At 68.1% G+C, this 21828-nt stretch carries 21 protein-coding genes; 1 reads left to right on the top strand and 20 read right to left on the bottom strand.

The window, feature by feature from the left end:
• Nucleotides 1-314: 314 nt before the first annotated feature.
• Together QLH51_RS13140 and QLH51_RS13135 are read right to left on the bottom strand one after the other, a co-directional pair.
• A complete protein-coding gene (locus QLH51_RS13140) occupies nt 315-3971 on the bottom strand; it encodes a conjugal transfer protein TraG N-terminal domain-containing protein (RefSeq protein ID WP_125659827.1) in 3657 nt (1218 codons plus the stop codon).
• Nucleotides 3972-3976: 5 nt separating this feature from the next.
• Nucleotides 3977-5395 (bottom strand): conjugal transfer protein TraH, encoded by a 1419-nt coding sequence (locus QLH51_RS13135; RefSeq protein WP_125659973.1) that lies wholly within the window; start codon nt 5393-5395, stop codon nt 3977-3979.
• A gap of 107 nt (nt 5396-5502) precedes the next feature.
• On the opposite strand from QLH51_RS13135, the gene QLH51_RS13130 reads away from it, so the two are divergent.
• Nucleotides 5503-6669 carry an ATP-binding protein gene (locus QLH51_RS13130; protein WP_125659830.1) on the top strand — a complete coding sequence of 389 codons (1167 nt, stop codon included), beginning with the start codon at nt 5503-5505 and terminating at the stop codon, nt 6667-6669.
• A gap of 11 nt (nt 6670-6680) precedes the next feature.
• Here QLH51_RS13130 and QLH51_RS13125 read toward each other — a convergent pair whose 3' ends face one another.
• From QLH51_RS13125 to QLH51_RS13040, 18 genes are all read right to left on the bottom strand, one after another.
• On the bottom strand, nt 6681-7241 hold the full coding sequence (locus QLH51_RS13125) for a hypothetical protein (protein ID WP_125659833.1): 561 nt from the start codon (nt 7239-7241) through the stop codon (nt 6681-6683).
• Nucleotides 7238-8113 (bottom strand): conjugal transfer protein TraF, encoded by an 876-nt coding sequence (locus QLH51_RS13120; protein ID WP_206429139.1) that lies wholly within the window; start codon nt 8111-8113, stop codon nt 7238-7240. The genes QLH51_RS13125 and QLH51_RS13120 overlap by 4 nt, the downstream gene beginning before the upstream one ends.
• Nucleotides 8110-8706 (bottom strand): S26 family signal peptidase, encoded by a 597-nt coding sequence (locus QLH51_RS13115; RefSeq protein WP_125659836.1) that lies wholly within the window; start codon nt 8704-8706, stop codon nt 8110-8112. The genes QLH51_RS13120 and QLH51_RS13115 overlap by 4 nt, the downstream gene beginning before the upstream one ends.
• Nucleotides 8678-9529: a type-F conjugative transfer system pilin assembly protein TrbC gene (locus QLH51_RS13110; RefSeq protein ID WP_206429140.1), complete on the bottom strand. Its 852-nt coding sequence runs from the start codon at nt 9527-9529 to the stop codon at nt 8678-8680. Before QLH51_RS13110 ends, QLH51_RS13115 begins: the two co-directional genes overlap by 29 nt.
• On the bottom strand, nt 9501-10604 hold the full coding sequence (gene traN, locus QLH51_RS13105) for a conjugal transfer protein TraN (RefSeq protein ID WP_125659839.1): 1104 nt from the start codon (nt 10602-10604) through the stop codon (nt 9501-9503). Before traN ends, QLH51_RS13110 begins: the two co-directional genes overlap by 29 nt.
• Nucleotides 10601-12487: a hypothetical protein gene (locus QLH51_RS13100; protein WP_125659982.1), complete on the bottom strand. Its 1887-nt coding sequence runs from the start codon at nt 12485-12487 to the stop codon at nt 10601-10603. The genes traN and QLH51_RS13100 overlap by 4 nt, the downstream gene beginning before the upstream one ends.
• A gap of 232 nt (nt 12488-12719) precedes the next feature.
• The gene (locus QLH51_RS13095) at nt 12720-13733 is read right to left on the bottom strand and encodes a TraU family protein (RefSeq protein ID WP_125659842.1); all 1014 of its coding nucleotides are present in this window, start codon (nt 13731-13733) and stop codon (nt 12720-12722) included.
• Complete coding sequence (locus QLH51_RS13090) at nt 13730-14353, bottom strand: conjugal transfer protein TraW (protein ID WP_125659845.1); 624 nt, start codon at nt 14351-14353, stop codon at nt 13730-13732. Before QLH51_RS13090 ends, QLH51_RS13095 begins: the two co-directional genes overlap by 4 nt.
• Complete coding sequence (locus QLH51_RS13085; protein ID WP_125659847.1) at nt 14343-14576, bottom strand: hypothetical protein; 234 nt, start codon at nt 14574-14576, stop codon at nt 14343-14345. The genes QLH51_RS13090 and QLH51_RS13085 overlap by 11 nt, the downstream gene beginning before the upstream one ends.
• Complete coding sequence (locus tag QLH51_RS13080) at nt 14573-14923, bottom strand: hypothetical protein (protein ID WP_125659850.1); 351 nt, start codon at nt 14921-14923, stop codon at nt 14573-14575. The genes QLH51_RS13085 and QLH51_RS13080 overlap by 4 nt, the downstream gene beginning before the upstream one ends.
• Nucleotides 14920-15243, bottom strand: a complete 324-nt coding sequence (locus tag QLH51_RS13075; protein WP_125659853.1) for a hypothetical protein — start codon at nt 15241-15243, stop codon at nt 14920-14922. Before QLH51_RS13075 ends, QLH51_RS13080 begins: the two co-directional genes overlap by 4 nt.
• Nucleotides 15243-17768 carry a TraC family protein gene (locus QLH51_RS13070; RefSeq protein ID WP_206429142.1) on the bottom strand — a complete coding sequence of 842 codons (2526 nt, stop codon included), beginning with the start codon at nt 17766-17768 and terminating at the stop codon, nt 15243-15245. The genes QLH51_RS13075 and QLH51_RS13070 overlap by 1 nt, the downstream gene beginning before the upstream one ends.
• On the bottom strand, nt 17765-18379 hold the full coding sequence (locus QLH51_RS13065; RefSeq protein ID WP_125659860.1) for a TraV family lipoprotein: 615 nt from the start codon (nt 18377-18379) through the stop codon (nt 17765-17767). The genes QLH51_RS13070 and QLH51_RS13065 overlap by 4 nt, the downstream gene beginning before the upstream one ends.
• Nucleotides 18380-18411: 32 nt before the next feature.
• On the bottom strand, nt 18412-19716 hold the full coding sequence (locus QLH51_RS13060; protein ID WP_206429143.1) for a TraB/VirB10 family protein: 1305 nt from the start codon (nt 19714-19716) through the stop codon (nt 18412-18414).
• Nucleotides 19713-20483 carry a type-F conjugative transfer system secretin TraK gene (locus QLH51_RS13055; protein WP_125659863.1) on the bottom strand — a complete coding sequence of 257 codons (771 nt, stop codon included), beginning with the start codon at nt 20481-20483 and terminating at the stop codon, nt 19713-19715. The genes QLH51_RS13060 and QLH51_RS13055 overlap by 4 nt, the downstream gene beginning before the upstream one ends.
• The gene (locus QLH51_RS13050; RefSeq protein WP_125659867.1) at nt 20467-21102 is read right to left on the bottom strand and encodes a TraE/TraK family type IV conjugative transfer system protein; all 636 of its coding nucleotides are present in this window, start codon (nt 21100-21102) and stop codon (nt 20467-20469) included. The genes QLH51_RS13055 and QLH51_RS13050 overlap by 17 nt, the downstream gene beginning before the upstream one ends.
• An 8-nt stretch (nt 21103-21110) precedes the next feature.
• The gene (locus QLH51_RS13045) at nt 21111-21377 is read right to left on the bottom strand and encodes a type IV conjugative transfer system protein TraL (protein WP_125659870.1); all 267 of its coding nucleotides are present in this window, start codon (nt 21375-21377) and stop codon (nt 21111-21113) included.
• A 109-nt stretch (nt 21378-21486) separates the two neighbouring features.
• Nucleotides 21487-21804, bottom strand: a complete 318-nt coding sequence (locus QLH51_RS13040) for a hypothetical protein (protein ID WP_125659874.1) — start codon at nt 21802-21804, stop codon at nt 21487-21489.
• Nucleotides 21805-21828: the final 24 nt, after the last annotated feature.

Genomic DNA, 21828 nt, shown 5'->3' with positions numbered 1-21828 from the left:
AGACTATGGTGGTTCGGGGCCGGTCTATACTGGTCTGGGATGGTGACATCGCATTATGTCCGATCACTGAGCGATTTCTACTCGACGGCGTTTTCGGGCTGCCTCAACGTTGCGTTTTACCCGCCGGTCATCCTGATGATCCTCAGCATCGGATATATTCGAGCCAAGCTAGACAAAGGGGACTGGGTGCTGACCGCACCAGATCCGTCGAGGCAGCAACCTGAACGGTCGGTTGGCGGCTTTCTTGATCCCATGGCTGATCCACTGGATCCGCGGTCACCAAGATATTGGGACCAATGAAGCGGAAAACTAGCCTATTTATCGCGCCTACTTTTGAACGCTGGGTCGCCATCAGATAAACTGTTGGGTAAATCGTTCGAGAACCGACCACGATCCAACAACGACGACTGTTCGATTGACGTTAGTGGCGCTGTCAAATCGAATGTGGCACGCGCTGAATCAGCTTGCTCGAGATATCGGTTCCGCAGGCCATTTTCACCAAGGGTCCGATGGCTCAGTTCCGTTATGAATGCCTCCTCTGGGCGCCCGGATCTGGCCGCCGCTCGTTCTGCTCCGGCGATAGCCTCTCGAACATCATAATTAACAATGTCGAGCGTAGATCCAGCGTTCTCTCTCGTCCCACCACGATCGGCACTGGTGAAACCAATTCGTCCTTCTGCACCGCCCGTCATCGAATTGCCGCCAGCCTTGCTGCCCCCGGCGCCTCTGACTGCGCCAGCAGAAATATTCGCGTTGATGTCCGTTCCCATGAACGCGCTGTCTTCCGCGTTCCTGGCGATATTCCTTGACCATCCAGTTTGCGCCATCACCGCCTGCACATCGCGCTGGATCGTATCGGCGACCTGCGGCTTGAGCCGCCAGTCGCCCTTGCGGTCCATCTCGAACCCGCCGCGCAGCCAGTTGGCCATCGCGGCATGGCCTTCCGCGCCGCCGCCGAGGAAATGTTCGATCGTATCCGGCCCGGCCTGCTTGCCCGCCTCGAATCGCGTGCTGGTGTCGTTCCGAGCCGAGCGCGAATAGCCGGTGCTGCTCGACACCAGCAGGTCGTTGTGGGCGAAGCTGAAGCGGGCGTGACCGCCGTTCGCCACCGCGCCGAGCTGGCTCCCGTTGATCAGTCCGGCCTTCCACATCGCCGCGGCGGTCTGCGGGGTCAGATTGAGGCTGAGGTCGCCGTTTTGGTCCATCGCGATCTGCCGCTTCGACAGGTCGATCCCGTTCTCGTGGAGCAAACCCTGCATGCGGGTCAGCCGCTCACCATCGACGATGCGGGTCAACCGGTCGTTGCGGGCGCGATCGGCAATGCTCGCCGCGCCGCCTTCCGCCATATCGACCTGATTGCCGGACGTGCGGGTCAGTGCCTGAATGAAGCTGTCGAGCCGCGACGCCTCGCGCACCGAGACGCCGGCGACCTCCGCACCTTCGGCGAAACCGGCATTGTCCGCCTGCCGCCGCTGCTCACCGATGCGCGCCGCCGAGCGGGTACCATCGTGACCGACTTCGCGCTGCGCATCGAGCTTGCCGGCGCGTTCGGCGACGTCGTAACCGGCGGTCTGACGGGTACGGGCATAGATGCTGGTACCTTCACGCGCTGTCTCCGCGGTGGCGCCGTCAGCGGTGCCGACCTGAGTCGCGGCGGTATAGGTTTCGAGCGCCTTCAGCACCTGCGCCTCGTTGCGCCCGGTCGCTCGGCCGAGCTGCCCAATCGCTGACGCACGCGCCTCGCCTGACAGGGCGGTGATGAACCCGATCCGCCGCGAGGTTTCCTCGACAGGCAACCCCAGCATCGCGGCGGCGCGGCGATGCCCGGCATTGCCGCCGGTCCGCCATGCCTGCTCGGTCGCGACATTGCCGCGCTCGGTCGCGGTGACATGCCCGCCCGCCTGGTCGCGCCGGCCTTCCATCGCGCCGACGTTGACCTCGGCGCCGGTCAGGTCATTCCGGAGCATCGCCTCCTGATCGAAGGCGTTGGCGGAGAGCTTGGCGAACGTCGGATCGGCAGATGCCTGCGCGATCACGGTCGAGGCTTTCAGCGCGGCATCCTCCGGCGAATAGCCGGCCCGCTGGAAGTGCCGCTCGGCACCTTGCCGCATCATGTCATAGGCACGGTTGTCGCCGAACGCCTTCCACTGCGTCATTCCCTGCGCGAAGGCGGCGAACGCGCGTTCCCCTTGTTGGCCCTGACCGAAGTAGCTGGTGCCGAGAGTTCGCAGTGCATCCTTCTCGGCGAAATTGTGGATCGCGGTGGTGGCGGCATTGGCGCGGATCGCCTGTGCCACTGCCGGGTCGTTCGGATCGCGACCGCGCAGGGCAGGGGAGAGGCCGCCCAGTTCGCGCGCGCTATCGAGCCCGCCCATCCCGATCGCCGCCATGCCGGGCATACCGCCGCCATGTTCGCCGAGTACCGTATCGGCGGCCCCGAACGCCCGCGTCGCGCCGAACGTCGAGCGCTCGCCGAAGTCGCCGAAGCTCGATACCGTCGCCTTGCGCGAGAAGGTGCCGCCGGCAGACGCCTGTGCCTCCAGCGCCGAGGCATAGCCCTCGCGCGTACCGACGCCGGCCGCGGCGGCCGAGCCCTGCGCCTGCGCCTGGAGCGAGCCGCTGGTGAGCGCGGTGAACACGTTGCCCGAGAAGCGGAAGACGGTGAACACGAATGCCCCGGCCAGGCCCGCGGCCGCGGTACGGAAGCTGCCGAACACTGCCAGCGCCTTCATCGCTGCCGAGGGCGCGAGTATCCAGGCATTGGCGCCGAGATGGTTCGATCGCATCTCGGCAAGCGCCGCCATCGCGCGACCGAGCGTCAGCTGGTAGATGCCGGCATCGATCACACCCCACAGCGCGACGAACACGAAGAGCCCGAGCGCAAAGGTCGCGACGCGCAGGTTGATCGGGGTCAGGATGAACAGCATCGCGATCGGGACCATGAACAGCATGATCGCGAAGACGGTGGCACGGATCGTCGGCATCCACTCGTTGGCGACCGACATGGTGGCGAGGCCGTTCGAGATCATCGCACGATTGGCCATCGTCCGCGCCGCCGCGGCGGGACTGTCCTCGAACAGCACGTCGCCGACGGTGCGGCCGAGCAGCACGTCGGTCAGGAAGCCCTGCAAGGACAGTGGGGTTCCCATCATCATGCCGCCCATCTGGCCGAGCCGCTGGCGGCAGCGGGCGAGCTGGCCGGCGTCGGCGATCGCATAGCCGGTGCGCTGGCAGATCTGGCGGGTGTAGTCGTCGAACAGCGCCGGATCGGCGAGGCGGCTGGAGATATGCTCCCACGCCTCGGTGCAACTGACCGTCCGTCCGCCCTTCTCGGCCGCGGTGTAGATCGTCGAGAAGGTCGCCGGTCCCGCCATCGCGGCAAAGGCGGCGGGCAGGTCGGTGGTGGTGCGGAACAGCGTGTCGTCGTCGATCCCATAGGCGGGCGACACCCGCGCGACCGGGTAGCAGCGCCGCGCATAGTCGCGGATGGTCGTGTCGAGGAAGCTGTCGGTCATCGGCCCTGTCGGCGAGACGGCGTTGAGGAACAGGTCGAAGCTATTCCCGCCCGCGCCCATTTCGAGCTTGGCGTTCGGATCGAGCGTGTTGTCGTCGATCGTCTCGGCCAGCGCGCGCTCCATGAGGTTGGTGGCGCCCGCCACCAGCACGATCAGATTGGGGACGTTGCCGACCGGCTGATAGGCGTTGCGGACCCGGTCGTAGACATGGACGGTGCCGGTGGTGGCGATCAGCCCGACGAACAGCCCGATCCCGACCAGCATCTGGAAGCCGTAGGCGACGAGGCCCATGCCCTGTCCGCGGACGCTGGCGATGACCGCACCGAGTGCGATTCCGACGACCCCGACGATGAGGACGAGCGTCATATAGCGCGGATCGGCGAAGATCATCGAGACGAGCCGGAAGGCGTCGATCGTCTCGGCGAACCCGTCCCAGGTATGGAAGCTGGCGTTCATGGGGATCAGCGCCGTGCGTCGGCGCCGGCCGCGTCGCGCGCGTCGCGGTCGCGCTGGCGGACGAGACCGGCATAGTTGGCCGAGAGGTTGGTGGCACCGAGCGCTGCGACGTAGCTTTGGCGCATCTGCGCGCGCTGGCGCAGCACCTCGTCGCGAAGTCCGCGCAGCTGTTCCATCCCCTTGGTCAGGATGCGGGTCTGGCAAAGGTTCGGGCTGGCGGCATCGACCGCGCCGGCGGCGTCGGCGCCGCGCTCGGCGTTCGACAACGCGAAGTCGATCGTCCGGGTCAGGTCGTTGAGCATCTGATAGGCCAGCGTCAGCGCAACGAGTTCGTCGGTGTCGCCGATGACGGAGTCGGTCACGCCTTCACGGACACCCCATTCGAGCATCCGGTAGATCGGCAGGGTGCGGACATTGGCGACGAACTGGCGTTCTTCGGTGGTCAGCGCGGCCTTCGTGCGGATTTTGGTTGCGATCGCCTGCATCCGGTCGCGGGCGAGGACGAGCGCGCCGCGGCCCGAGCCGTCGCGCGCGCAGTCGCCCGCAGTGGCGGGAATGTTGAGCGCGCGGCGCTGGACGCGTCCGGTCAGGAAATCGTCGGCAGACTCACCGTCCTGGCGCGGGCAGGCCGGTATGGCGGCGAATACCGGCACCTTGTCGGTGTCGGACCAGCGCATATAGACGTCGCCGACCCGCGCGCGCATCACGCCTGCCCAGTCTCCGGCACCGACGCGCGCGGCGGCATGCGCGAGCAGCGAGCCGGTGCGGAAGATGTCGGTGACCTCGCGCGGGCAGTTGGCGAGCGCGTCCTTCAGATCCTCGGTCGGATTGCCGCGGTTGGCCTGAATCTTCTCGCGGCTCTGCTGCCAGCTCTTCGCGAAGCCCTGACGCACCGACTTGTAGCCGGTCATCTCCTCGACCACGCCCGACATGTTGTCGTCGCCCCTGGCGATCTGGACCATGCGGTTGGCGAGGCGGCAGTCGTTGACCTGAATCGAGTTCAGGTAATTGGTCGCGGCTTCCATCTTCGAGATGATGTTGCCCATCTTCTCGTCGAGCGTCTCGAGCAGATACTGGAAGGCGACCGCGGGGGCGGCCTGGAGGATCGTCTCGAGCTTCTGCACGAGATAATCGGGATCGAGGAACGACATGCCGCCGAGGAACATGTCGATGCCGCCGCAGCCCGCCTTCACCTTGGGCAGGGTGAGCGACATCAGATAATCGTCATGGACGTCGACGTGGCCCGACATGCCGCTGGCGGTGACATAGCCGCGCGCCTGGTCCTCGAAGCTGCCCGGTTGCGTGTAGGTGACGTTGTCGAACCAGCTTTCCGCCCAGCTCTGCGCATGGGCGGGCGCCGTGACGCCGCATGACAGGAGGACGGTGCAGGCGGTGGCGCTCAAATAGGCGATACGGGGCGACATGCTGATGATCCTCATGGGAGATCGTAGTAAGAAAGGATGGGAACTACGGTCAGTCGACGACTGCAATTAACCTTGCAAATCGGGAGCGATATTCCGTAAATGCGATGATGATCGAGCGACGTATCAATACCGAACTCGTCGATCGGCTCGACCAGGTGCCGGCCGTCGCGCTGCTGGGACCGCGCCAGGTCGGCAAGACAACGCTGGCGCTCGAGATCGCGGAGGCTCGTCCCTCGCTGTATCTCGATCTCGAATCCGAAGCCGATCGCGCCCGCCTCGCCGATCCCGAGCATTATCTCGCCGGCCACGAGGACCGGCTCGTCATCCTCGACGAGGTGCATCGCCTGCCGGGGCTGTTCCAGACGTTGCGCGGCCTGATCGATCGCGGGCGCCGCAAGGGACTTCGGACCGGTCGGTTCCTGTTGCTGGGGTCGGCCTCGATCGATCTGCTGCGTCAATCCGGCGAAAGTCTGGCAGGCCGGATCAGCTATCTCGAGATGCATCCCCTCGATGCGGGCGAGGTGCCGATGACGGAGACCGGGCGGCTGTGGGCGCGGGGCGGCTTCCCGGACAGCTATCTGGCATCCGACGAACGCGCGAGCCAGCGCTGGCGACAGGACTTCATCCGCACCTATCTCGAGCGCGACGTGCCGATGCTGGGACCGCGGATCGCCGCGGAGACGCTGCGGCGCTTCTGGACGATGCTGGCGCATCATCAGTCCGGGCTGCTCAACGCCGCCGAATTCGCGCGGGCGCTCGGCGTCGATGCCAAGACCGTAGCTGCCTATCTCGATCTGCTCGTCGACCTGCTGCTCGTGCGCCGGCTCGAGCCTTGGCACAGCAATACGGGCAAACGGCTGGTCAAGTCGCCGCGCGTCTATGTCCGCGACAGCGGGCTGGTCCATACGCTGCTCGGGCTTGCGACACCCGATGACATCCTCGGCCATCCGGTGGCCGGGGCGAGTTGGGAAGGCTTCGTGATCGAAAGCCTGATCGCGACCGCACCGGAGGGGACGCGGCCGAACTTCTATCGCACGGCGGCCGGCGCCGAGATCGATCTGCTGCTGACCTTGCCGGGTGGTCGCATCTGGGCGTTCGAGGTCAAGCGTAGCACCGCGCCCAGGGTCGAGCGCGGCTTTCATCATGCCTGCGCCGATCTGGCGTCGGAGCGTCGTATCGTCATCTATCCGGGTACCGAAGCCTATCCGTTGGGGGAAGGAATCGAGGTCATGCCGCTCGTGCAGGCCTGCCGATCGCTGCTGGATCGACACTGACACCCTAGCGGTCATCGTGCCCCTCCCGCACCGACGATCCCGGTGAACTTGGCCATGGCGCGCAAGCCCGTCTGCGGCGGCAGGCCGGTGAGCATCCGCGCCGCCAGCCAGGCGTTACGCGCGATGTTGGCATCATGGTCGGTGCCGACCGCGATCGGCACGATGCGGGTCGGATCGGCGATAGGGCGCACCCAGATGACGGGATGCCCGACCCAGGGGAGGCCCAGCCGCCCGGAGCGCAGCAGCGCCTCATCGCGACCGAGCACGCGGACCTGCCAGCCGTAACGCGCGCGAAAGGCGGCGAGTCTGGTCCATGCGTCGGCGCACGGGACGCAGCCGGGGGCGGTGGTCATCTCGATCGTGAACAGCGGAGCCTGTGCGCGTAGCGAGGCGGCGAAGTCGGGCGGGAACGCGCGGGTCACCGGCACGCGGGCGAGCCATGCCCGCATGTCGGGAACGGTCGCGACCGGGTGGATCGCGGCGCGGCGCGCGACGTCCCGCTGTGGCACCTGTGCCGATGCGGACACCGCCGTGCCGAGGGCGAGCGCAATCAGGGTGAAGCGCACGCTCATGGCTCGCGGCCCTCCGGCGCTGCGGCAGAGGCTTCGTCCACGCCGCCACTAGCGCTGACCGGGCCGTTGGCGAGCGCGTCGAAGAAGCCGCCTTCCTCGCCCGCACCGGTCAGGAACTGCTGCGGGCGGATGTCGCCGGTGAGCAGCTTGACCGCCTGATAGGCGGTCTGGGAAAGGCCGGGATAGGCTTCGACGCCGGTCGCGATCACCATCCGCTGGGCTGACCCGCGGCGGATCACCATCGTCGTCGGGGTGACCGAGACCCCGAACCGCGCGCCCAGGTCGGGGCGGCGGTCGAGGTCCATCAGCGTGACCTGCCAGCCGGTCTCCTCGCGGAGCCGCTCGATGATCGGCCACTGGACGCGGCAGTATCCGCAGGACGAGCGCGAGAACATGACGAGTGCGAACTGGCCGGCATGGGCGCGGAGGTAGGCGAGCCGGGTCGCCTCCTTCATCACGCCCATCCGGTCGCGCGCCTCGCCGACCATCGGGTTGGCGCTGCGGGCGTTCAGTTCGGGATGCTGGAGCATCGCGACCTGAGTGACGCCGGCGAAGGCACGCGCCTTGCGGCGCGCGAAGTCCTGGAGTTTCCAGAAGTCGGCGACCGCATCGACCGTCAGCACGGTCGCGGCATAGTCGCGCTGCGCCTCGATCAGCTTGCGGATTTTGGGCGGGGTCCAGGTCGCCAGCTCCGCCATCGGCGGGATGACCGGCTTGACCAGCTCGTCCGGTTCGACCTTTTCCGCCGGCTTTGGTGGTGCCTGATACCACCAATAGCCGCGCTGACCGCCGGTCGCGCTCGCTTGCGCCGAGGCGTTGCCGGAAGCGAGCACTGCGAGCGTTGCCGCCGCGATCTCGATCGCGCGGCTCACAGCACCCGCTCCATCCGGGTCAGCCGATCAATGGCCACCGGCCCGTAATAACGGCTGTCGAACCCGCTCTCATGGGCGGAGCCGACATAGATGGTGCCGGGCAGGATGCGACCATTCGACGGACGCCAGTGATCCAGCCGGCGGCCGCCGTACGCGCGTGCCTTGCTGACGCCGAGCAGCCGGCCGTTGCAATAATACCAACCGTCCATCGCGCCGCCGGTCAGCGATGGGTTCTCTACCATGCTGATCCGGTCGCCGGGAAAGCAGAGCGCATATTTGGTGACGTTCACCGGCTTCGGACCCGCGATCGGGTGCGACAGACGGAAGGAGACTAGATCGCCGCGTGCGATCGGACCCGGTGCCGCGCGTACCGCCCAGGCGTCGATCGACGGGCTCATCACCCAGGTGACCTGCGGGATTGCCCACCACGCGGCGAGGCCGACCGGCAGGACTATGCCCAAGCCCTTCCGCAACCGATCGGGGCGGGGCGGCTCGCCCAATCCGGCGCTGCCGAGCGCGACGGCGGCGCGCAAGGGCAGCAGCTTCACCTCGGGCCAGAGCGCCTTACCGGCTTTCCAGACGGCGACGAGCATCGCGAACCTCCTGTGTTCCGCCCAGACGGGCATATTCATCGAGCAGGCCGGAGAGCGTGGCGTCGCCGTAGACGACATGGGTGCCTCGCGGGCTGCCCTCCTCGCGCTCGCAATAGGGGCGGGTCGGATCGCCGGGGATCATCGCCAGCGCGGGCACGCGGGCGATGCCGTGCTGGCGGAAGACGAGCGGATCGACGATCACCTGCACGGCGCGCATCGCACAGGACGGACCCGAACAACCGGCGTCGCGGCGCAGGATCTCCGCCGATAGCTTCGCCATCGGCGCGACGCGGGTCATGCCGCCCGGCATGCCGCGGAAGGCAAGGACGCCGCCGACGCGTTCGAGCTGGCCGGCATAGGTGCGCAGCATGGTGACCGGCATCGAGGAGGAGACGAACAGCACCGGTACCCAGCCGGTCCCGCCGGGTGCCACGACGCCTGCGACCGCGGCCATGTCGGGCGCATCGAGCCCGAGCGCCTGGCCGAGCCGCTTCGCCATCGCGTCCCGCTGGCTGACCAGCGCCTCACGGCCCTTCGTCAGGCCGGCGCGGGCACGATCGTCCATTCGCGGCGATGCCTGACGCCGCCGCATGGCGTCGATTGCGCGGCGCTGGCTGGCGGCATCAGGTGCGGAGGGCAGCGTCGGCGTCCTGCCAGCCTCGGCCGTGCGCCGCGCCGTCGCCGCCCGCAGGCGTTCCATCGCCGCGGCGCCTTCATCCGAGACGCGCGGCCGCGCGTCCTGTGGCGGGGCAGGCGGAACCTGCGCGGCGGCGCTGCCGGCGAGCAGCAGCACGCTACTTGCCCATCGTGCGGGAGTACGCATTGATCCGCTCCTTCATGTTGGACTGGATCGAGCCTTGCGAGCGGGCTTCGATCTCGGTGTAATATTCGGAGAGGTCCATCCGGCTGAAGTCGAGTGCCTGGAACTCCTCCGCGGTGAAGCCGCGGCAGAAGGGCTTCTTCGGCGTCCCCCAGCCGAGGCCGGCGAAGGACTTGAGTTGCGGTCGCCCCTGTTCCTGGATGATGCGGCCGAGCCTGGTGTTGAAGCAGCACTGGCCGCGTGCCTTCTGGACACAGAAACCCAAGATCTTCGAGGTGCAGTACTCGCCGACCTCGTGGCACATGCCCGACCCCTTGAGCATGCCCACCTCCATGTCTTGGCTGTCGCAGCCCTGGAGCAGCACCTCGACCATCAGGTTGATCGCGACGCTGATCGCGAGGCTGGTCGGGTCGATGCCTATGATGAGCGCGCGGGCGCCGGTCGAGGCGGCCTGTGCCGCCGTCGCCCCGGCCTGAAACGCGGTGTAGGCGGCCTTCATGCCGGTGAAGACGCCCTTCGCGACCGCCACCGTCGCGCCGGCCGAGGACAGCGCCGAGCCGCTCCCGTCCTTCACGATCCTGCCCTTGTCCTTGCAGCAGTTGGTGAAGGTCGTGGAGAGCCCGGCGGTGCGGCAGCGCACCGCGCGGCCGGAGAAGATCTCGATGGTGCCGGTGCAGTTGCCCGCGGCATCGACCGGTCCGTTCGCCGGCGTGCCTGGATCGTCGACCACCGGCTCGGTCTCGACGCCGCCGCCGGGTGTGCCCGGGAGCGTGCAGGCATGCGGCGAGCAGGTCGGCGTCGCGCCGACCGTCGGCGCGGCGCAGGCGAACTGGACACCGAGCGGGCAGGCATAGGTGCCGGCCGCGTCCGCGACGCAGGCGACACGGTCGATTGGACACTGCGCACCACCGCCTGCCATCGCATCGCAGATGGAGGTCTCGCCTTCGCCCGATGCATCGCCATCGCCGTTGCGGTCGGCGGCGCAGATCTGCGCGTGGACGGGTGAGCAGGCGAGCACGGCGGTGAAGCCGGTCAGCGATGCCAGCGCCAGCCGATGCGGGAGCAGCCAGCGGTTCATCGCGGCGCACTCGTGCAGACGAGGTCGGCGCCGCCGAGGCGCACGGTCTGCATCATCACCGCGGCTTCGGGGAAGTCGTCGAGGCAGCCGCACGGCGAGACGATCGTCTCGCCCGGACCGGCGGGACAGACATTCTCCGTCGTGCAGGCATGATAGAAGGTCTGCCAGCCGGTCGGATCAGTCTGGCGACTGCCGATGACGCCGTCCGGCACGGCGGCGGTGTTCACGACGGGCGCGCGGGTCTTGCACAGCGTTTCACACGCCGGCACCGATGCGCGTGGCGGTAGGCCGAAGACGCGGGTCGAGGCGGTGGTGCTGCCGTTGCTGGCGCGCGTGCGATCGGCGAGCATCGTCTCGGTCGAGCGGTCGATGATATAGGCGGCGCGGCTCATATCCGGCTCGGGCGTCACGCCGCTATCGCTGATGCAGCTGTAGCGGCGATCCTTCAGGAAGAAGTCGCGCGTCAGGCCGAGCGAACAGGCCCCTGATCCAAAGCTGCGCGTCTGCGGCAGCGCCCGCAGGCCGGTCACGACGCTGCCGCGAACCGTCGCGATGTCATCGACGCGCTCGTCGGTGAGGCGGCAGGCCTTATCAGCGGCATAGCCTGCGCACAGATCGACCACCCGTTCGGTCGACCGGCAGGTCAGATCGAGCGTCGCGGCGATCTCGGCGAACGCCTCGCCTTCGCCGCCGACCGCGATGCGCAGCCAGATCTCGTGATCGCCCCGCGTCATATACGGTGTCAGGTCGACATCGGGCGCGCTGCGCCATGTCCTGCCGCGCTCGCATTTGCCCGGCGGATTGCCGCTGCCGGTCCAGTTCGCGGGATCGGACAGCACCAGCCGACCGTCGATGCGCAACTGCATCCAGTCGTCCATGAAATAGCGCGAGAGCCTGACCGAACGCAGGCGATCGACATCGCCGACGCGCAGGGTCATGCGGAAGTCGAATAGGCGACAGCTACCGCCCCTGAGGCTGTCGTCTGTCGGCGATCCGAGCTGGAACAGGCGCGTGTCAGGTGTGGGCGCGAGCGTCGCGTACGCGCCAGCAATCCTCGCGATGATGTCGTCGGCGCTCACCTCGGCGACGCGCACCTCGCGCTCGACCGTGCAAGCGCGGGTCTGCTCGACCTTGCCACGCCCCGTCGCCGAGCCGGCAAGCGACTGGAAGACCGAATTCGTCCGCGATAGCACGAATGCATCGGGCTGAATCGTCGCCGGGTTGGCGCGATAGGTAGTGGCGGCGAGGCCGGGCGATGCGGCGCAGGCTGTGGTGACCGCGCCGGTGTAGCGGATGACTGGCCCGTCAATGCTGGCCTCGGCGACGCCGATGCGCGGATCGACGCTGGTCAGCGCGCCGACCACGCCGCCCCCAAGGTCCTTCAGCACCGACGGAAGATTGCCCATGACGAGGTTGGCGCCACAGCTGGCGTTGATGCAGTAGCAGCCTGCCAGCCGTGTTAGATCGACCTCGGTCAGCTTCACCGCGCCGCCAGCGGCGATATCCCAGCGATAGCTGCGGCAGGCGTTCCACGTGCCGGGCTGGCAGGCGACGACGCCGTTGGCGCAGATGCCCGACACCGGCATCGGTGCGGTGAAGCTGGTATCGAAGCGACCATCGAGGTCGACGTCGCGCGACACGGTGAGCCGACCGATGTCCCCGGTCGCACCTGGCTGGACCATTATCTCGAGCATCGTCGCCGAGCGCTTGCAGGCGATCTCGGGGGTGAAGCGGGTGCGCTCGTCGACGGTCGCGACCGGCTGACCGGCGAGGCCGGGCGTCACATAGTTGCGGCGGAGCGCCTCGCTGTCGCCCGAGCGCTGGCGCGATGCCTTCGCCGCCGTGCGCGCGCGATCCTCGATGCCTTGCGCGCTCGCATTCATACCCGAAAGCACGAAGACGGCACAGCTGGCCAGCACGACCGACGGACGGCGGAGCGGGGAGGGGGTGCCCGCCGCCGCCGGCCGTGCTGGTGGAGCGACGCCGATGAGGGGGATCATCGACGCCGCCCCGGCTCCATGCGTGCCCGGACAGCCACCATGGCTGGGGCGGGCAGGCCCGGGCAATTCCGGGACACGCACGAAGGGGGGCAAGGGGGTGAGGGGTGATTGCCGCTCAGGGCGTGAATATGCCGGCACAGCAGATCACCTTTTCGAAGAGCATGAACTGGGCGTTGTCCTTGCCCGGCGCGTGCTTGGCGCTGGTCCACAAGGATCCGGGTCGGCCGATGTTGACGCACTGGCCGCCCTTGACGGGTTCCATCAGCTGGAGCTTAAGCCGTGACTTGGTCCAGATCGGCTGCGGCCGGAACGAGCAGCCGTCCTCCGACGAGATGGTCAGCGCGCCGAGCCGCCCCATCAGGAAGGTGCCGCGCGCGGCGAGCCCGGCCCAGGCTTCGACCGAGTCCCCGAAATGAATGTCGCCGGCGATCGGGTAGGTCGCGCCCCACGATCCCATGCACCAGAACAAGGGGTCGATGACCTTGCCTGCCGCAGCCGCCGCGCTGTCGGCCATGCAGGCGAGCCCCGCGGCCGGGTTACCGAACAGCACCGCCTCGGGCTGGACGATCGCGCCCAATGTCGCCGACTGCCAGGTCGGCAGCAGCTCGGTCATCATCGCGACGTCGAAGCCGTCATCTTGCGAACACGGCAGGTCGGTGAACAGGTCGAGCATCTTCCAGACCGGCGCGACGTAATAGTGCATCTGCGCGAACAGCTTGCGGGTGTTGGTCCCGTCCGAGATGCTGGTCTGGCTGCCCTGGAGGCGCCCGTGGGTGTTCATGATGTCGGCACCCAGCGCCATCATGCAGCCCGGCTCGGTCACCACGTCGACCATGCGGTTGGGCGACCAGAAGCTGACCTTCACCCCGAAGGTGAAGGTCGCGCCCTTGCGGCAGGCGCATAGCGGCCTGGCGGCGGTCTGCGCGTCGAGCGCCTTGCCCAGCGGATCGGAGGGACCGACCTTCACCCCGCCGATGGTGATCGGGAAGATGCAGGTCCAGCGCACCCTGGTGATGGGGTTGAAGGCGCCGCTCTCGCACTTCGACGCGTGCGCGGGCGTGGCTGGCGCGAGGAGCGACAGCGCGATGCCTGCGGCCCCGGCGCGAAGGGCGACGATGAGCCGGGTCATCGCGCCGCCCCCATGCGATCGATCCGCACCTCGGTCAGTTCGAGCTTCTGCCCGGCCTGCCGAACGATGACCGGCGCGACCGTCAGCCCGAGCCGCTCCTTCACCCGTGCCTCGAGCAGGAAGATCGGCCGCTGCGCCTTCTCCGACAGCGCGATCGGATCGGCGCCCTTGCCCGCGGCGAGCAGGATGAAGTCGGTCGGCTTGGCCTGGGCCAGTGCCCAGCCGAGATCGCGCGGGGTGACGACGACGAGCCGCTGCGGCAGCGTCACATAGCCGAGCGGATTGAAGGTGAAGCCCTTGGGGTAGACGATGCGGCCATCGGCACCGCGGATGTCGAAGCTGAGCGTATGGAACGGCACGACGCTGCGCACCCGCGACTGCGGGGCGGGCGCGAGGCTGGCGGCTCGCATCGCCGACCAGCGCTCGCGCGGGCCGAAGCGGGATGCGATGTTCGCCGGCTGGCGACCGACGCGAGCTTCGATCTCGGTCAGTGCGTCCTGCTCCGCGATCGGCCAGGTGCGTCCGATCGTCGTCGTCTCGGCATGGACCGCCGCGGCGATCGTGGTCGCCAGCGCGCCCACGCCGATGATCCGCAAGATGGCGAGGGGCTCAACGGCCATGGCGCGACCTCCACGGACGATCGTGATCGCTGCCGTCGCCGACGATCGCGACGAGGGTGGACAGAAGCGCCAGCAGCGTCAGCGCGAGAACGAGCGGCCACGCCGTGGCGGCGAGCAGGTTGCCGCGCAGGAGCAGCAGCGACTGGGTGAGCAACAGCCCCTGCGCGCCGACCAGCAGCCGCACCGCGCCCTGGCCGGGATGAGCGGAGAGGATACCGTTCATCGCCGCCACCATGCCCGGAGGCTGGCATGTACCTGACTGACACAAGGCGGAGCCGGGCAGGTGACGAGTGCCGAACTGGCGGCGGCGAGACCAGCGAAGAGCCCGATGACGAGCGCGCCCGCACCAATATGACCGAAGCCGATCGCAGCCGACGTCGCCGAGAGGGCGGAAAATACCGCCGCCGCGGCGACGGTGGCGAGGAGGCGCTCGTGCGCTGCCCGCCGCTCGGCATCGAACAGCACGGCGATCTCGCGCCCGAGTGCGGCGATCCCGTAGATGTCGGCTTCCATCGCGACGAGGTCGTCGGAGAGTTGCGCGAGCGGGTCGCGGTGACGATGACCGTTCATCGCGCCCTCCACCGGCGATAGCGGGTGACCAGGAGGCCGCACCCGGCCGACAGCGCGATCAGCAGCAAACCGCTGGCGAGGCAGGCGAGCGACACGCCGATCGCAGCATGGATCACACGCGCGGTCGGCTGGTCGAGCGCGATGCCGGCCGCGGCGACCAGCACGCCCATCGTCACCGTCTCCATGCAGATCAGCCGGAAGCGCCAGCGGATCGCCTCGACCTCCGCGCGTATCGCGACCCGCGCCTCGATCATGCGCTCCACTGCCGCATCCTTGCTCCACTCGAAGGCGATCTGGTCGGGGTGAGGTTTGCGGAACATCAGCGTGCCTCCGGCGCGCGGGCGCCAGTGCGGTGGTGCTGTCCAAGGATCTCGGCAGAATCGACGCCGGCGAGTTCGCACACCGCCTCGAGCGGCGAGCGGCCCAGACGGACCAGCGCGTCGAAGGCGGCGACCTCGTTCGGGGCGGAGGTGTTGATCCAGTAGCTGAACGGATCGACGACGAGGCGCGCGACACCCAGACCCAGCGGTGAGTCGATGAACACTTCGGAGTAATGCGGCTTGTGGTTGCGGACCGACTTCAGCAGGTCGAGAACGAACCCCGAATAGTCGAGGATCTTGTTCTCGACCGCCTTGTCATAGGTCGAGCCCTGGAGAAGGAAGCGCGTCGCGGCATTCTCGAGGATGACCTGGCCGGTGCCGCCGAAGAGCAGCAGGTCGTTCAGCGACTGGAGGACGACGCCGAAGCTGCCCTGGTATTTGCGCGCGCGGCGATAGCCCTGGCCGAACGCTTCGGCGAGGCGACTGAGGTCCTGCCCGTCGCTGCGGGTCATGAACTGCGCCGCTTCGTCGCACAGCACGAAGCGCGGGCGGTCGCGCGCCGACAGGTAGAGCTCCTGCGTGACCGCGTTCACCACCACCATGACGATGACGTTGAACAGGTCGGGCATGCCCTTCAGCCGCTCGAGTTCGAGCACGACGAACTCGTCCGCCGAGATGTCGAAGGTCGAGGGGCCGTTGAAATAATGGCCATAGGCACCGTCGGAGCCGAAATCGCGCAGGTTGAAGGCGAGTTCGCGCGCGACCGGCACGAGATGGTCGACGCGGTCGAGATCGGAGCTGGCGAACTCGGGGTAGGCGCCGAGCCAGGCACGGACCGCGTCGATGCCTTCCTCGGCATGACCGCCGTCGATCGTCCACTGCACTGCCGACTTGAGCAGGTTCCACTCGGAAGTGGAGACGCCCTTCCGGGTCGCGGCGTTGGCCATCTCGGCGACGATGGCGACCGCCATCGCGATCGCCGACTGGCGATCATCGCCATCGAGCGCAAACCCCATGTCGAACGGGTTGAGGACCAGCCGTTCCTCGCCGATGTCGATATAGCGGCCCGAGCAGAGCGTGCAGAGCTTGCGGTACGACCCGCCGATGTCGATGATGCGGACGAGCGCGCCTTGCGCGTAATATTGCTGGCAGAGATTGTTGAGCAGGAAGCTCTTGCCGGCACCGCTTTCCGCCGAGACGATGAAGTTATAGTTGTTGATGCGCGGATCGAACAGGTCGAGCGTGACCAGCTGGCCCTTGCGCCCCGCGTAGAGCAGGGCGGGGCGTCCGCCACCGCGAAAGTCGGCCTGCACCGGCGCCATCAGCACCGCCGCCTTCGCCGGCACCTTCAGGTCGCGCTCCAGCAGGCGGAGCGTGCGCTTCTCGGGGTAGAGCCCGAACGGCAGGCTCATCGGCAGCAGGACGGAATTGAGGTAGCTCTCCTCCTGCATCATCCACGGCAGCGGCTCCGACTCCCACAGCCGCTTGGCGCGCGCCGCCATCTCGCGCGCTTCAGCGCTGGTCCGGCCGAACACCCACATCGTCGGGATGACCGAGACGAAGCGGCTGTTGCCGGCTTCGTCCAATACCCAGCCAATCTCCTCGACCTGCTTGCCGACCTCGACCGCGAAGCTGCCCGCCGCCTTCTGCGCCGAGAGTATTTGCGCGCGCTTGTGGATCTCGAACTGCGAATGGTCGAACAGCAGGTTGAGCGTCAGCAGGAACGGGCCGCCGATCTGGTCGCTGTCCTCGCTACTGCCGCGCATCCCGCCCAGCAGCCGGTTGGCGCGCTCGGCGGTGATCCGCCGCGCCGGCGCGCGCGGGGTCAGGCAGCGCGCGACCTGGTTGCCGAGGAACACCTCCGGTCCCTCGAAGCGCAGGTCGGGACCGGCATCGATGATCTGCTTGCGGATCGGCCGCGCGCCATCGCCCGCGGCGAACACGCCGGGGGCGGGCGCGAACACGCCGTTGAAGATGCGGCGGTAGAAGGCGACCAGCGCTTGCGGAGCCATGCGGCGGATGCCGAGCCGGGCGAGTTGCTCCTCGATCTGGCGGCGCAGGTCGGCACCGAGCGACTCGCGGGTCTTGACCGACAGGAACAGGCGGAAGTTGCGGATCGGGATGTTGTTGAGCGCCGCCAGCCCGGCGGTGCCGGCGCGCAGATAGTCGGCGGTTCGCCTGGCCGACGCCTGGATCAGCGGGTCGGGACGGGTCTTGAGGTCGAGGAAGGCATCGAGTGCATCGTCGATCAGCGGATCGGCGAGGGCGTGGAGCTGGACCACCGTACCGGGCGCGAAGGCGACGTTGAACAGCCCGACCAGCGCCTGGTGGACGTGCGCGAACATGTAGGCCGACGGGGTCAACTCCCAGGCATGGCCCCAGCCGTCATCGATGCACATGAAGGCTTCGCTCTCCGGCTCCCACGCGACGAGCGGCAGGAAGTCCGAATAGCGGTCGCGCGACACCGAGCGTTGCAGCGCGGAAAGGGTCAGCCCGCCGCCGGTGCGGGTGCCGGGGGCCCTCACTTGTCGTCCCCCGTGCCAGGTGCCACCGGCATCGGTGCGGCGTCGTCGATGGCCTTGTCGCGGACTTGGCCCAGCACCGGCGCGCGGGCCGCGGGGCTCACCGGATTGACGAGGTAATCGCCGACCACCCATTGCGGGGCGTCGAGCACCGAATAGACGTAGCGCGGCATGTAGAGCCGGTCGGGTCGCTCGCGGTCGGCATAGGGCAGGATCAGCGTGCGGACGGTGCGCCCCGGGCGCAGCATCGGCGTCACCGGGCGGTCGACCAGCCCCTGCAACTCGCGATAGACGCTGTCGCGATAGCCTTGGTACGCCGTCGCCACAGCCGGATCGCCGACCTTGCGGGGACGTTGCCGCGCCGGTTCGACCGGTGCCTCGCCCAGCAGCGCCTTGTCGCGGGTGACGGCAGGATCGGAGCGCGGTGCGCGACCGGCGACCGCGTCGGCATAGGCCTTGTCAGGCGCGATGCACTGGCCGTGATCGCTGTTCTTGCACGAGAAGTTCTCGGCATAGGGCGACAGCGTGTGGCCTAGCGACGCGCATCCGCCGAGCAGCGGCAGGAGCGTGAGCGGCAGCAGCAGCGCGGTCGACTTGCGGGACGACTTGGACATCGCGGTGTCTCCGATGGTGAAGGGCGGGCGCATCAGAACTTCACGCCCGCGCCGGGTTTGATCTCGAGGGTCACGCCCTCCTGGATGACGACGACCACGTCCTTGGCGGCACCGACCTCGACGATGGGTCCGGCCTGGCGGGCGAGGTCGAGATAGAAGTCGGCGAGCTTGTCGGAGGATTTGCCCAAGCCTCCGGCGATGCCGCTCTTCGCCGCATCGCCCGGATCGAGCGTGCGGACGTTGCCGAGCGCCGACGTCGCCGTGCTGCCGAACGTCCCCTCGATCGTCTGGCTGATCCCGGCGATCGTGCCGGCGATGAAGGTGCGCGCGAGGCTCGCGCCGGCACGGGTGACGACCTTACCCGACAGCCCCTTCTTGCCGTCGGTGTCGACGAAGAAGCCCTTGATAGGCTGATCGACGACCGAGCGTTCGTCGAAGTCGACGCAGGAAAGCGAGACGAGCTGGACCTCGACGCGTTCCTTGGCGAGGCTGCCGGTGGCGTTGCCGACGACGAAGCAGCCGGCGAGGTTCGCCTTCACGTCATTGGGCAGCACGGCGGGCGCCTGGACGCGCGCGATCAGCGGCTCGGGGTTCGAGGTCGCGTCGCGGCTGGCGAGCGCGTCGATCCCGGTCAGCAGCCGCGCCTTCATGAAACCAGGCGGCAAATAGATCGTCCGGCTCTTTTTTTTGGCGTCGGGTCCGGCGGACGCGCCGCCCGCCGCGGCGGCGATCGGACCTGCGGCGCTGCCGATTCCGCCGACCGTCTTCTCGACCGGCGGGGGCGGCGGTGCGGCCGGCGCGACACTGCCCGGCGGGGGCGGCAGCGTGTCGCCCTTGGGCTCGACCGCCGCGGTGTCGGGCGCGGGCGGGAAGGCCGGCGCGCTGTCCGGCAACGCCGACGGCAGGTCGCCGTCTTGCGGATTCATGCCCGATGGCAGCCCGTTCAGATCCGGCTTGCTGCCGGGCGCGACACGGCCTTCCTCGATCGCGGTGATCCGCTCGCCGAGCAGGCTTTGCCCGTCGAGAATCTTCTTCACGTCGCCGCGCAGCTTCAGTTCGAGACTGTCGCCGCGCAGGCCGGCGCCCATGTCCATCTTCGAGGCGACGGGCGCCGCCTCGGGTTTCTCACCGCTGCCGTTCGAGGCGGTGTAGAGTCCGTAGCCGAGCACCGCGACCGAGGCGGCCACGCCCAACTGCTTGGCGCGCAGTCGCGCTTTCGCATCCATCGTCGCCCAGCGCGTCCTGAAATCGAGCAGAGGCGCGCCGCGCTCGACCGTCGGGGTGGCCGGCTTGTCGCTTGCCTTGGGCGAGGCGGTGGTGTCGTCGCCGCCGCTCACCGGACATCTCCGCGGCGCACGACGATGACACGCGCGACCTCGCCGGGGCGAAGCGTCAGGCGATCGGCGCTGACCGCGAAGATGCGCGCGCCCAGGCGCCGGTCGAGCAGCACGCGCTCGTCGAGGTCGATCGCAGCCGTCGCGGCGACGACATATTCGGAGGCCGACAATCCGGCCCCATCGATCTCGACGCGGCGGCGTTCGCGCAGGGTGGCACCGGGCAGACCGGCGAGCCGGATATCGGCGGCCTCGGGCGCGACGGTGGTGAAGCTTGCCGGCACCCGGTCCTGCAGCATCGCCAGCGTCACCGATACGGCGCGCTCCTCCTCGACCAGCGGCCCGAGCAGGTCCTGGTTGGCGCGCGCCCGCTGTGTCGCGCCCGGCACCAGCGTGACGGTCTGGGCGGGGATATCGGCGGGCTCGGCGTAGAGTGGGTAGATCGCGCCGTTGCACGACACGAAGAACTCGGACGGTGTCGTGACATAGGCGCGGCTGACATTGCCGCTGTCGTCGGTCTCCTTGACCAGGAACTTGATCCAGGCGTCCGAGCCGGCCTTCTCGACCGCCAGCCCCTTCTCGGCGGAGAATTTCACGTCCTCGATCTCGCCGCCCTGACAGACGATATGATTGATGTCGCGGTTGGACAGGCGGATCGTGCTGCGCTGGTCGGGCAGCGCGGTGATGGATTGGGCGAAGGCAGGATATGCGCCGAGCAGCAGGGTCAGTCCCGCCGTGGACGCGCGCGCCCGATTACCGAAGCTCGGCATCGAAATTCTCCTCGGTGAGACCGGTCAGCCAGAAGCGGCCATTGTCGATGATGAAGCGGATGTGCAGGTTGCCGCGGAACTTGCGGATGACCCCGCCGATCACGCGGACCTTCTCGACCGGCACGACGATGTCGTGGTCCGAGAAGGTGACCGGCTGGTCGGGGCGGATGTACGTCGCGATCGAGAGCGTCGGGTTGTCGCCCAGCTCATCAAGGATCGCGTTGAAGCTGTCGCGCAAGCCGTTGAACGCGGACGGGTGCGCGATCCCGAGCAGCGCCTGGAACTGGGTGTCGGCGGAATAGGCCGAATAGGTGCCGGCGAGCGCGACGATGTTGCGCGTCATCGCGCGCAGGTAATCGGCCGACGGCTTCGAGCCGGTGACGTAGAGATCGCCGCCGCTCGCGAACGGCACCACCACGGTGCGGCGGTTCTGGTCGGCGCTGTAGACGACCGCGCCCAGCACCGCGGTGATTCCGAACAGGCCCAGAACCGCGAATTTGAGCAGCCGGTTCTCCTCGAACAGGTTCGACGAGCCTTGCAGGTAGCGGTGGATGCCGAAGCTGGCGGGCTTGCCGGTCAGCGGATCGGCGTCGGGACGATTGCGGTGGAGAACAGACATGGCGCCGCTCACTCGTAGAAGCGGGTCTGGGTCGGACCCGGATAGTGGGGGAAGGAGACGAGGCCCCAGCGCCAGGCGAGATGCGGCAGGAAACCGCGCGGCTTGGTGCGCTTCCAGGGGATGAAAAGGAGAAGGGCGAGGATCAGCGCCCAGCCGATCAGACCACCGACGATGACCGCGACGAAGATCGTCGACACCACCACGAGGAATTCGTCGGCACCGAACCAGAGGATCTGAACGGGCCGGTGGAGGTACTGCGGCAGGCGTTCGTCCATCGCTCTTCTCCCCTGCTTCATCACCCCGTGCGCGGGGCGGTTTTCCCGGGGCCAGGATCGGCCCCGAGCGGTGGAGGCAGGGCGCCGACCGGCGCCCTGCCGATCGGGTTCAGACGACCATCCCGAAGGTCTGGAGGATGGTGTCGGACTTGATGAGGCAGACCGCCGCGACGATCGTCGGGATGCCGACCATGATGTTCGAGAACAGCCGGCTGACCCCGAACAGGAAGGCCGCGACGCCGGCGACGAAGCCGAGCGGTCCCTTCACGCCCTTGTTCACGACGATGTCGTAGATGTCGTAGCCGAGGTCGCCCGCCGCGGGTGCGGTGAAGGCATGCGCGGCGCCGATCGTCAGCGCGAGGCCGAGCGCGACGAGGACGCCGACGTCGGCGAACGACACGACGCGTGTGCCGATCTTCCGGATCATGATCTTGTACTCCTTGAGAACGGA

The organism is Sphingomonas sp. 2R-10 (assembly GCF_030062225.1).
Taxonomy (GTDB): Bacteria; Pseudomonadota; Alphaproteobacteria; order Sphingomonadales; family Sphingomonadaceae; genus Sphingomonas.
Note: the sequence above shows the minus strand (reverse complement) of the source record. Positions and strands in the feature narration are given on the sequence as shown.

Excerpts from the sequence above, each read along its gene's own strand:
- traN (WP_125659839.1), bottom strand. The coding sequence starts at position 10,604 with ATGAACCGCTGGCTGCTCCCGCATCGGCTGGCGCTGGCATCGCTGACC.
- QLH51_RS13135 (WP_125659973.1), bottom strand. The coding sequence starts at position 5,395 with ATGTCGCCCCGTATCGCCTATTTGAGCGCCACCGCCTGCACCGTCCTC.
- QLH51_RS13125 (WP_125659833.1), bottom strand. The coding sequence starts at position 7,241 with ATGAGCGTGCGCTTCACCCTGATTGCGCTCGCCCTCGGCACGGCGGTG.
- QLH51_RS13075 (WP_125659853.1), bottom strand. The coding sequence starts at position 15,243 with ATGTTCCGCAAACCTCACCCCGACCAGATCGCCTTCGAGTGGAGCAAG.
- QLH51_RS13130 (WP_125659830.1), top strand. The coding sequence starts at position 5,503 with ATGATCGAGCGACGTATCAATACCGAACTCGTCGATCGGCTCGACCAG.
- QLH51_RS13080 (WP_125659850.1), bottom strand. The coding sequence starts at position 14,923 with ATGAACGGTCATCGTCACCGCGACCCGCTCGCGCAACTCTCCGACGAC.
- QLH51_RS13095 (WP_125659842.1), bottom strand. The coding sequence starts at position 13,733 with ATGACCCGGCTCATCGTCGCCCTTCGCGCCGGGGCCGCAGGCATCGCG.
- QLH51_RS13055 (WP_125659863.1), bottom strand. The coding sequence starts at position 20,483 with ATGCCGAGCTTCGGTAATCGGGCGCGCGCGTCCACGGCGGGACTGACC.
- QLH51_RS13050 (WP_125659867.1), bottom strand. The coding sequence starts at position 21,102 with ATGTCTGTTCTCCACCGCAATCGTCCCGACGCCGATCCGCTGACCGGC.
- QLH51_RS13110 (WP_206429140.1), bottom strand. The coding sequence starts at position 9,529 with ATGCGTACTCCCGCACGATGGGCAAGTAGCGTGCTGCTGCTCGCCGGC.
- QLH51_RS13115 (WP_125659836.1), bottom strand. The coding sequence starts at position 8,706 with ATGCTCGTCGCCGTCTGGAAAGCCGGTAAGGCGCTCTGGCCCGAGGTG.
- QLH51_RS13045 (WP_125659870.1), bottom strand. The coding sequence starts at position 21,377 with ATGGACGAACGCCTGCCGCAGTACCTCCACCGGCCCGTTCAGATCCTC.
- QLH51_RS13140 (WP_125659827.1), bottom strand. The coding sequence starts at position 3,971 with ATGAACGCCAGCTTCCATACCTGGGACGGGTTCGCCGAGACGATCGAC.
- QLH51_RS13040 (WP_125659874.1), bottom strand. The coding sequence starts at position 21,804 with ATGATCCGGAAGATCGGCACACGCGTCGTGTCGTTCGCCGACGTCGGC.
- QLH51_RS13090 (WP_125659845.1), bottom strand. The coding sequence starts at position 14,353 with ATGGCCGTTGAGCCCCTCGCCATCTTGCGGATCATCGGCGTGGGCGCG.
- QLH51_RS13100 (WP_125659982.1), bottom strand. The coding sequence starts at position 12,487 with ATGAATGCGAGCGCGCAAGGCATCGAGGATCGCGCGCGCACGGCGGCG.
- QLH51_RS13065 (WP_125659860.1), bottom strand. The coding sequence starts at position 18,379 with ATGTCCAAGTCGTCCCGCAAGTCGACCGCGCTGCTGCTGCCGCTCACG.
- QLH51_RS13085 (WP_125659847.1), bottom strand. The coding sequence starts at position 14,576 with ATGAACGGTATCCTCTCCGCTCATCCCGGCCAGGGCGCGGTGCGGCTG.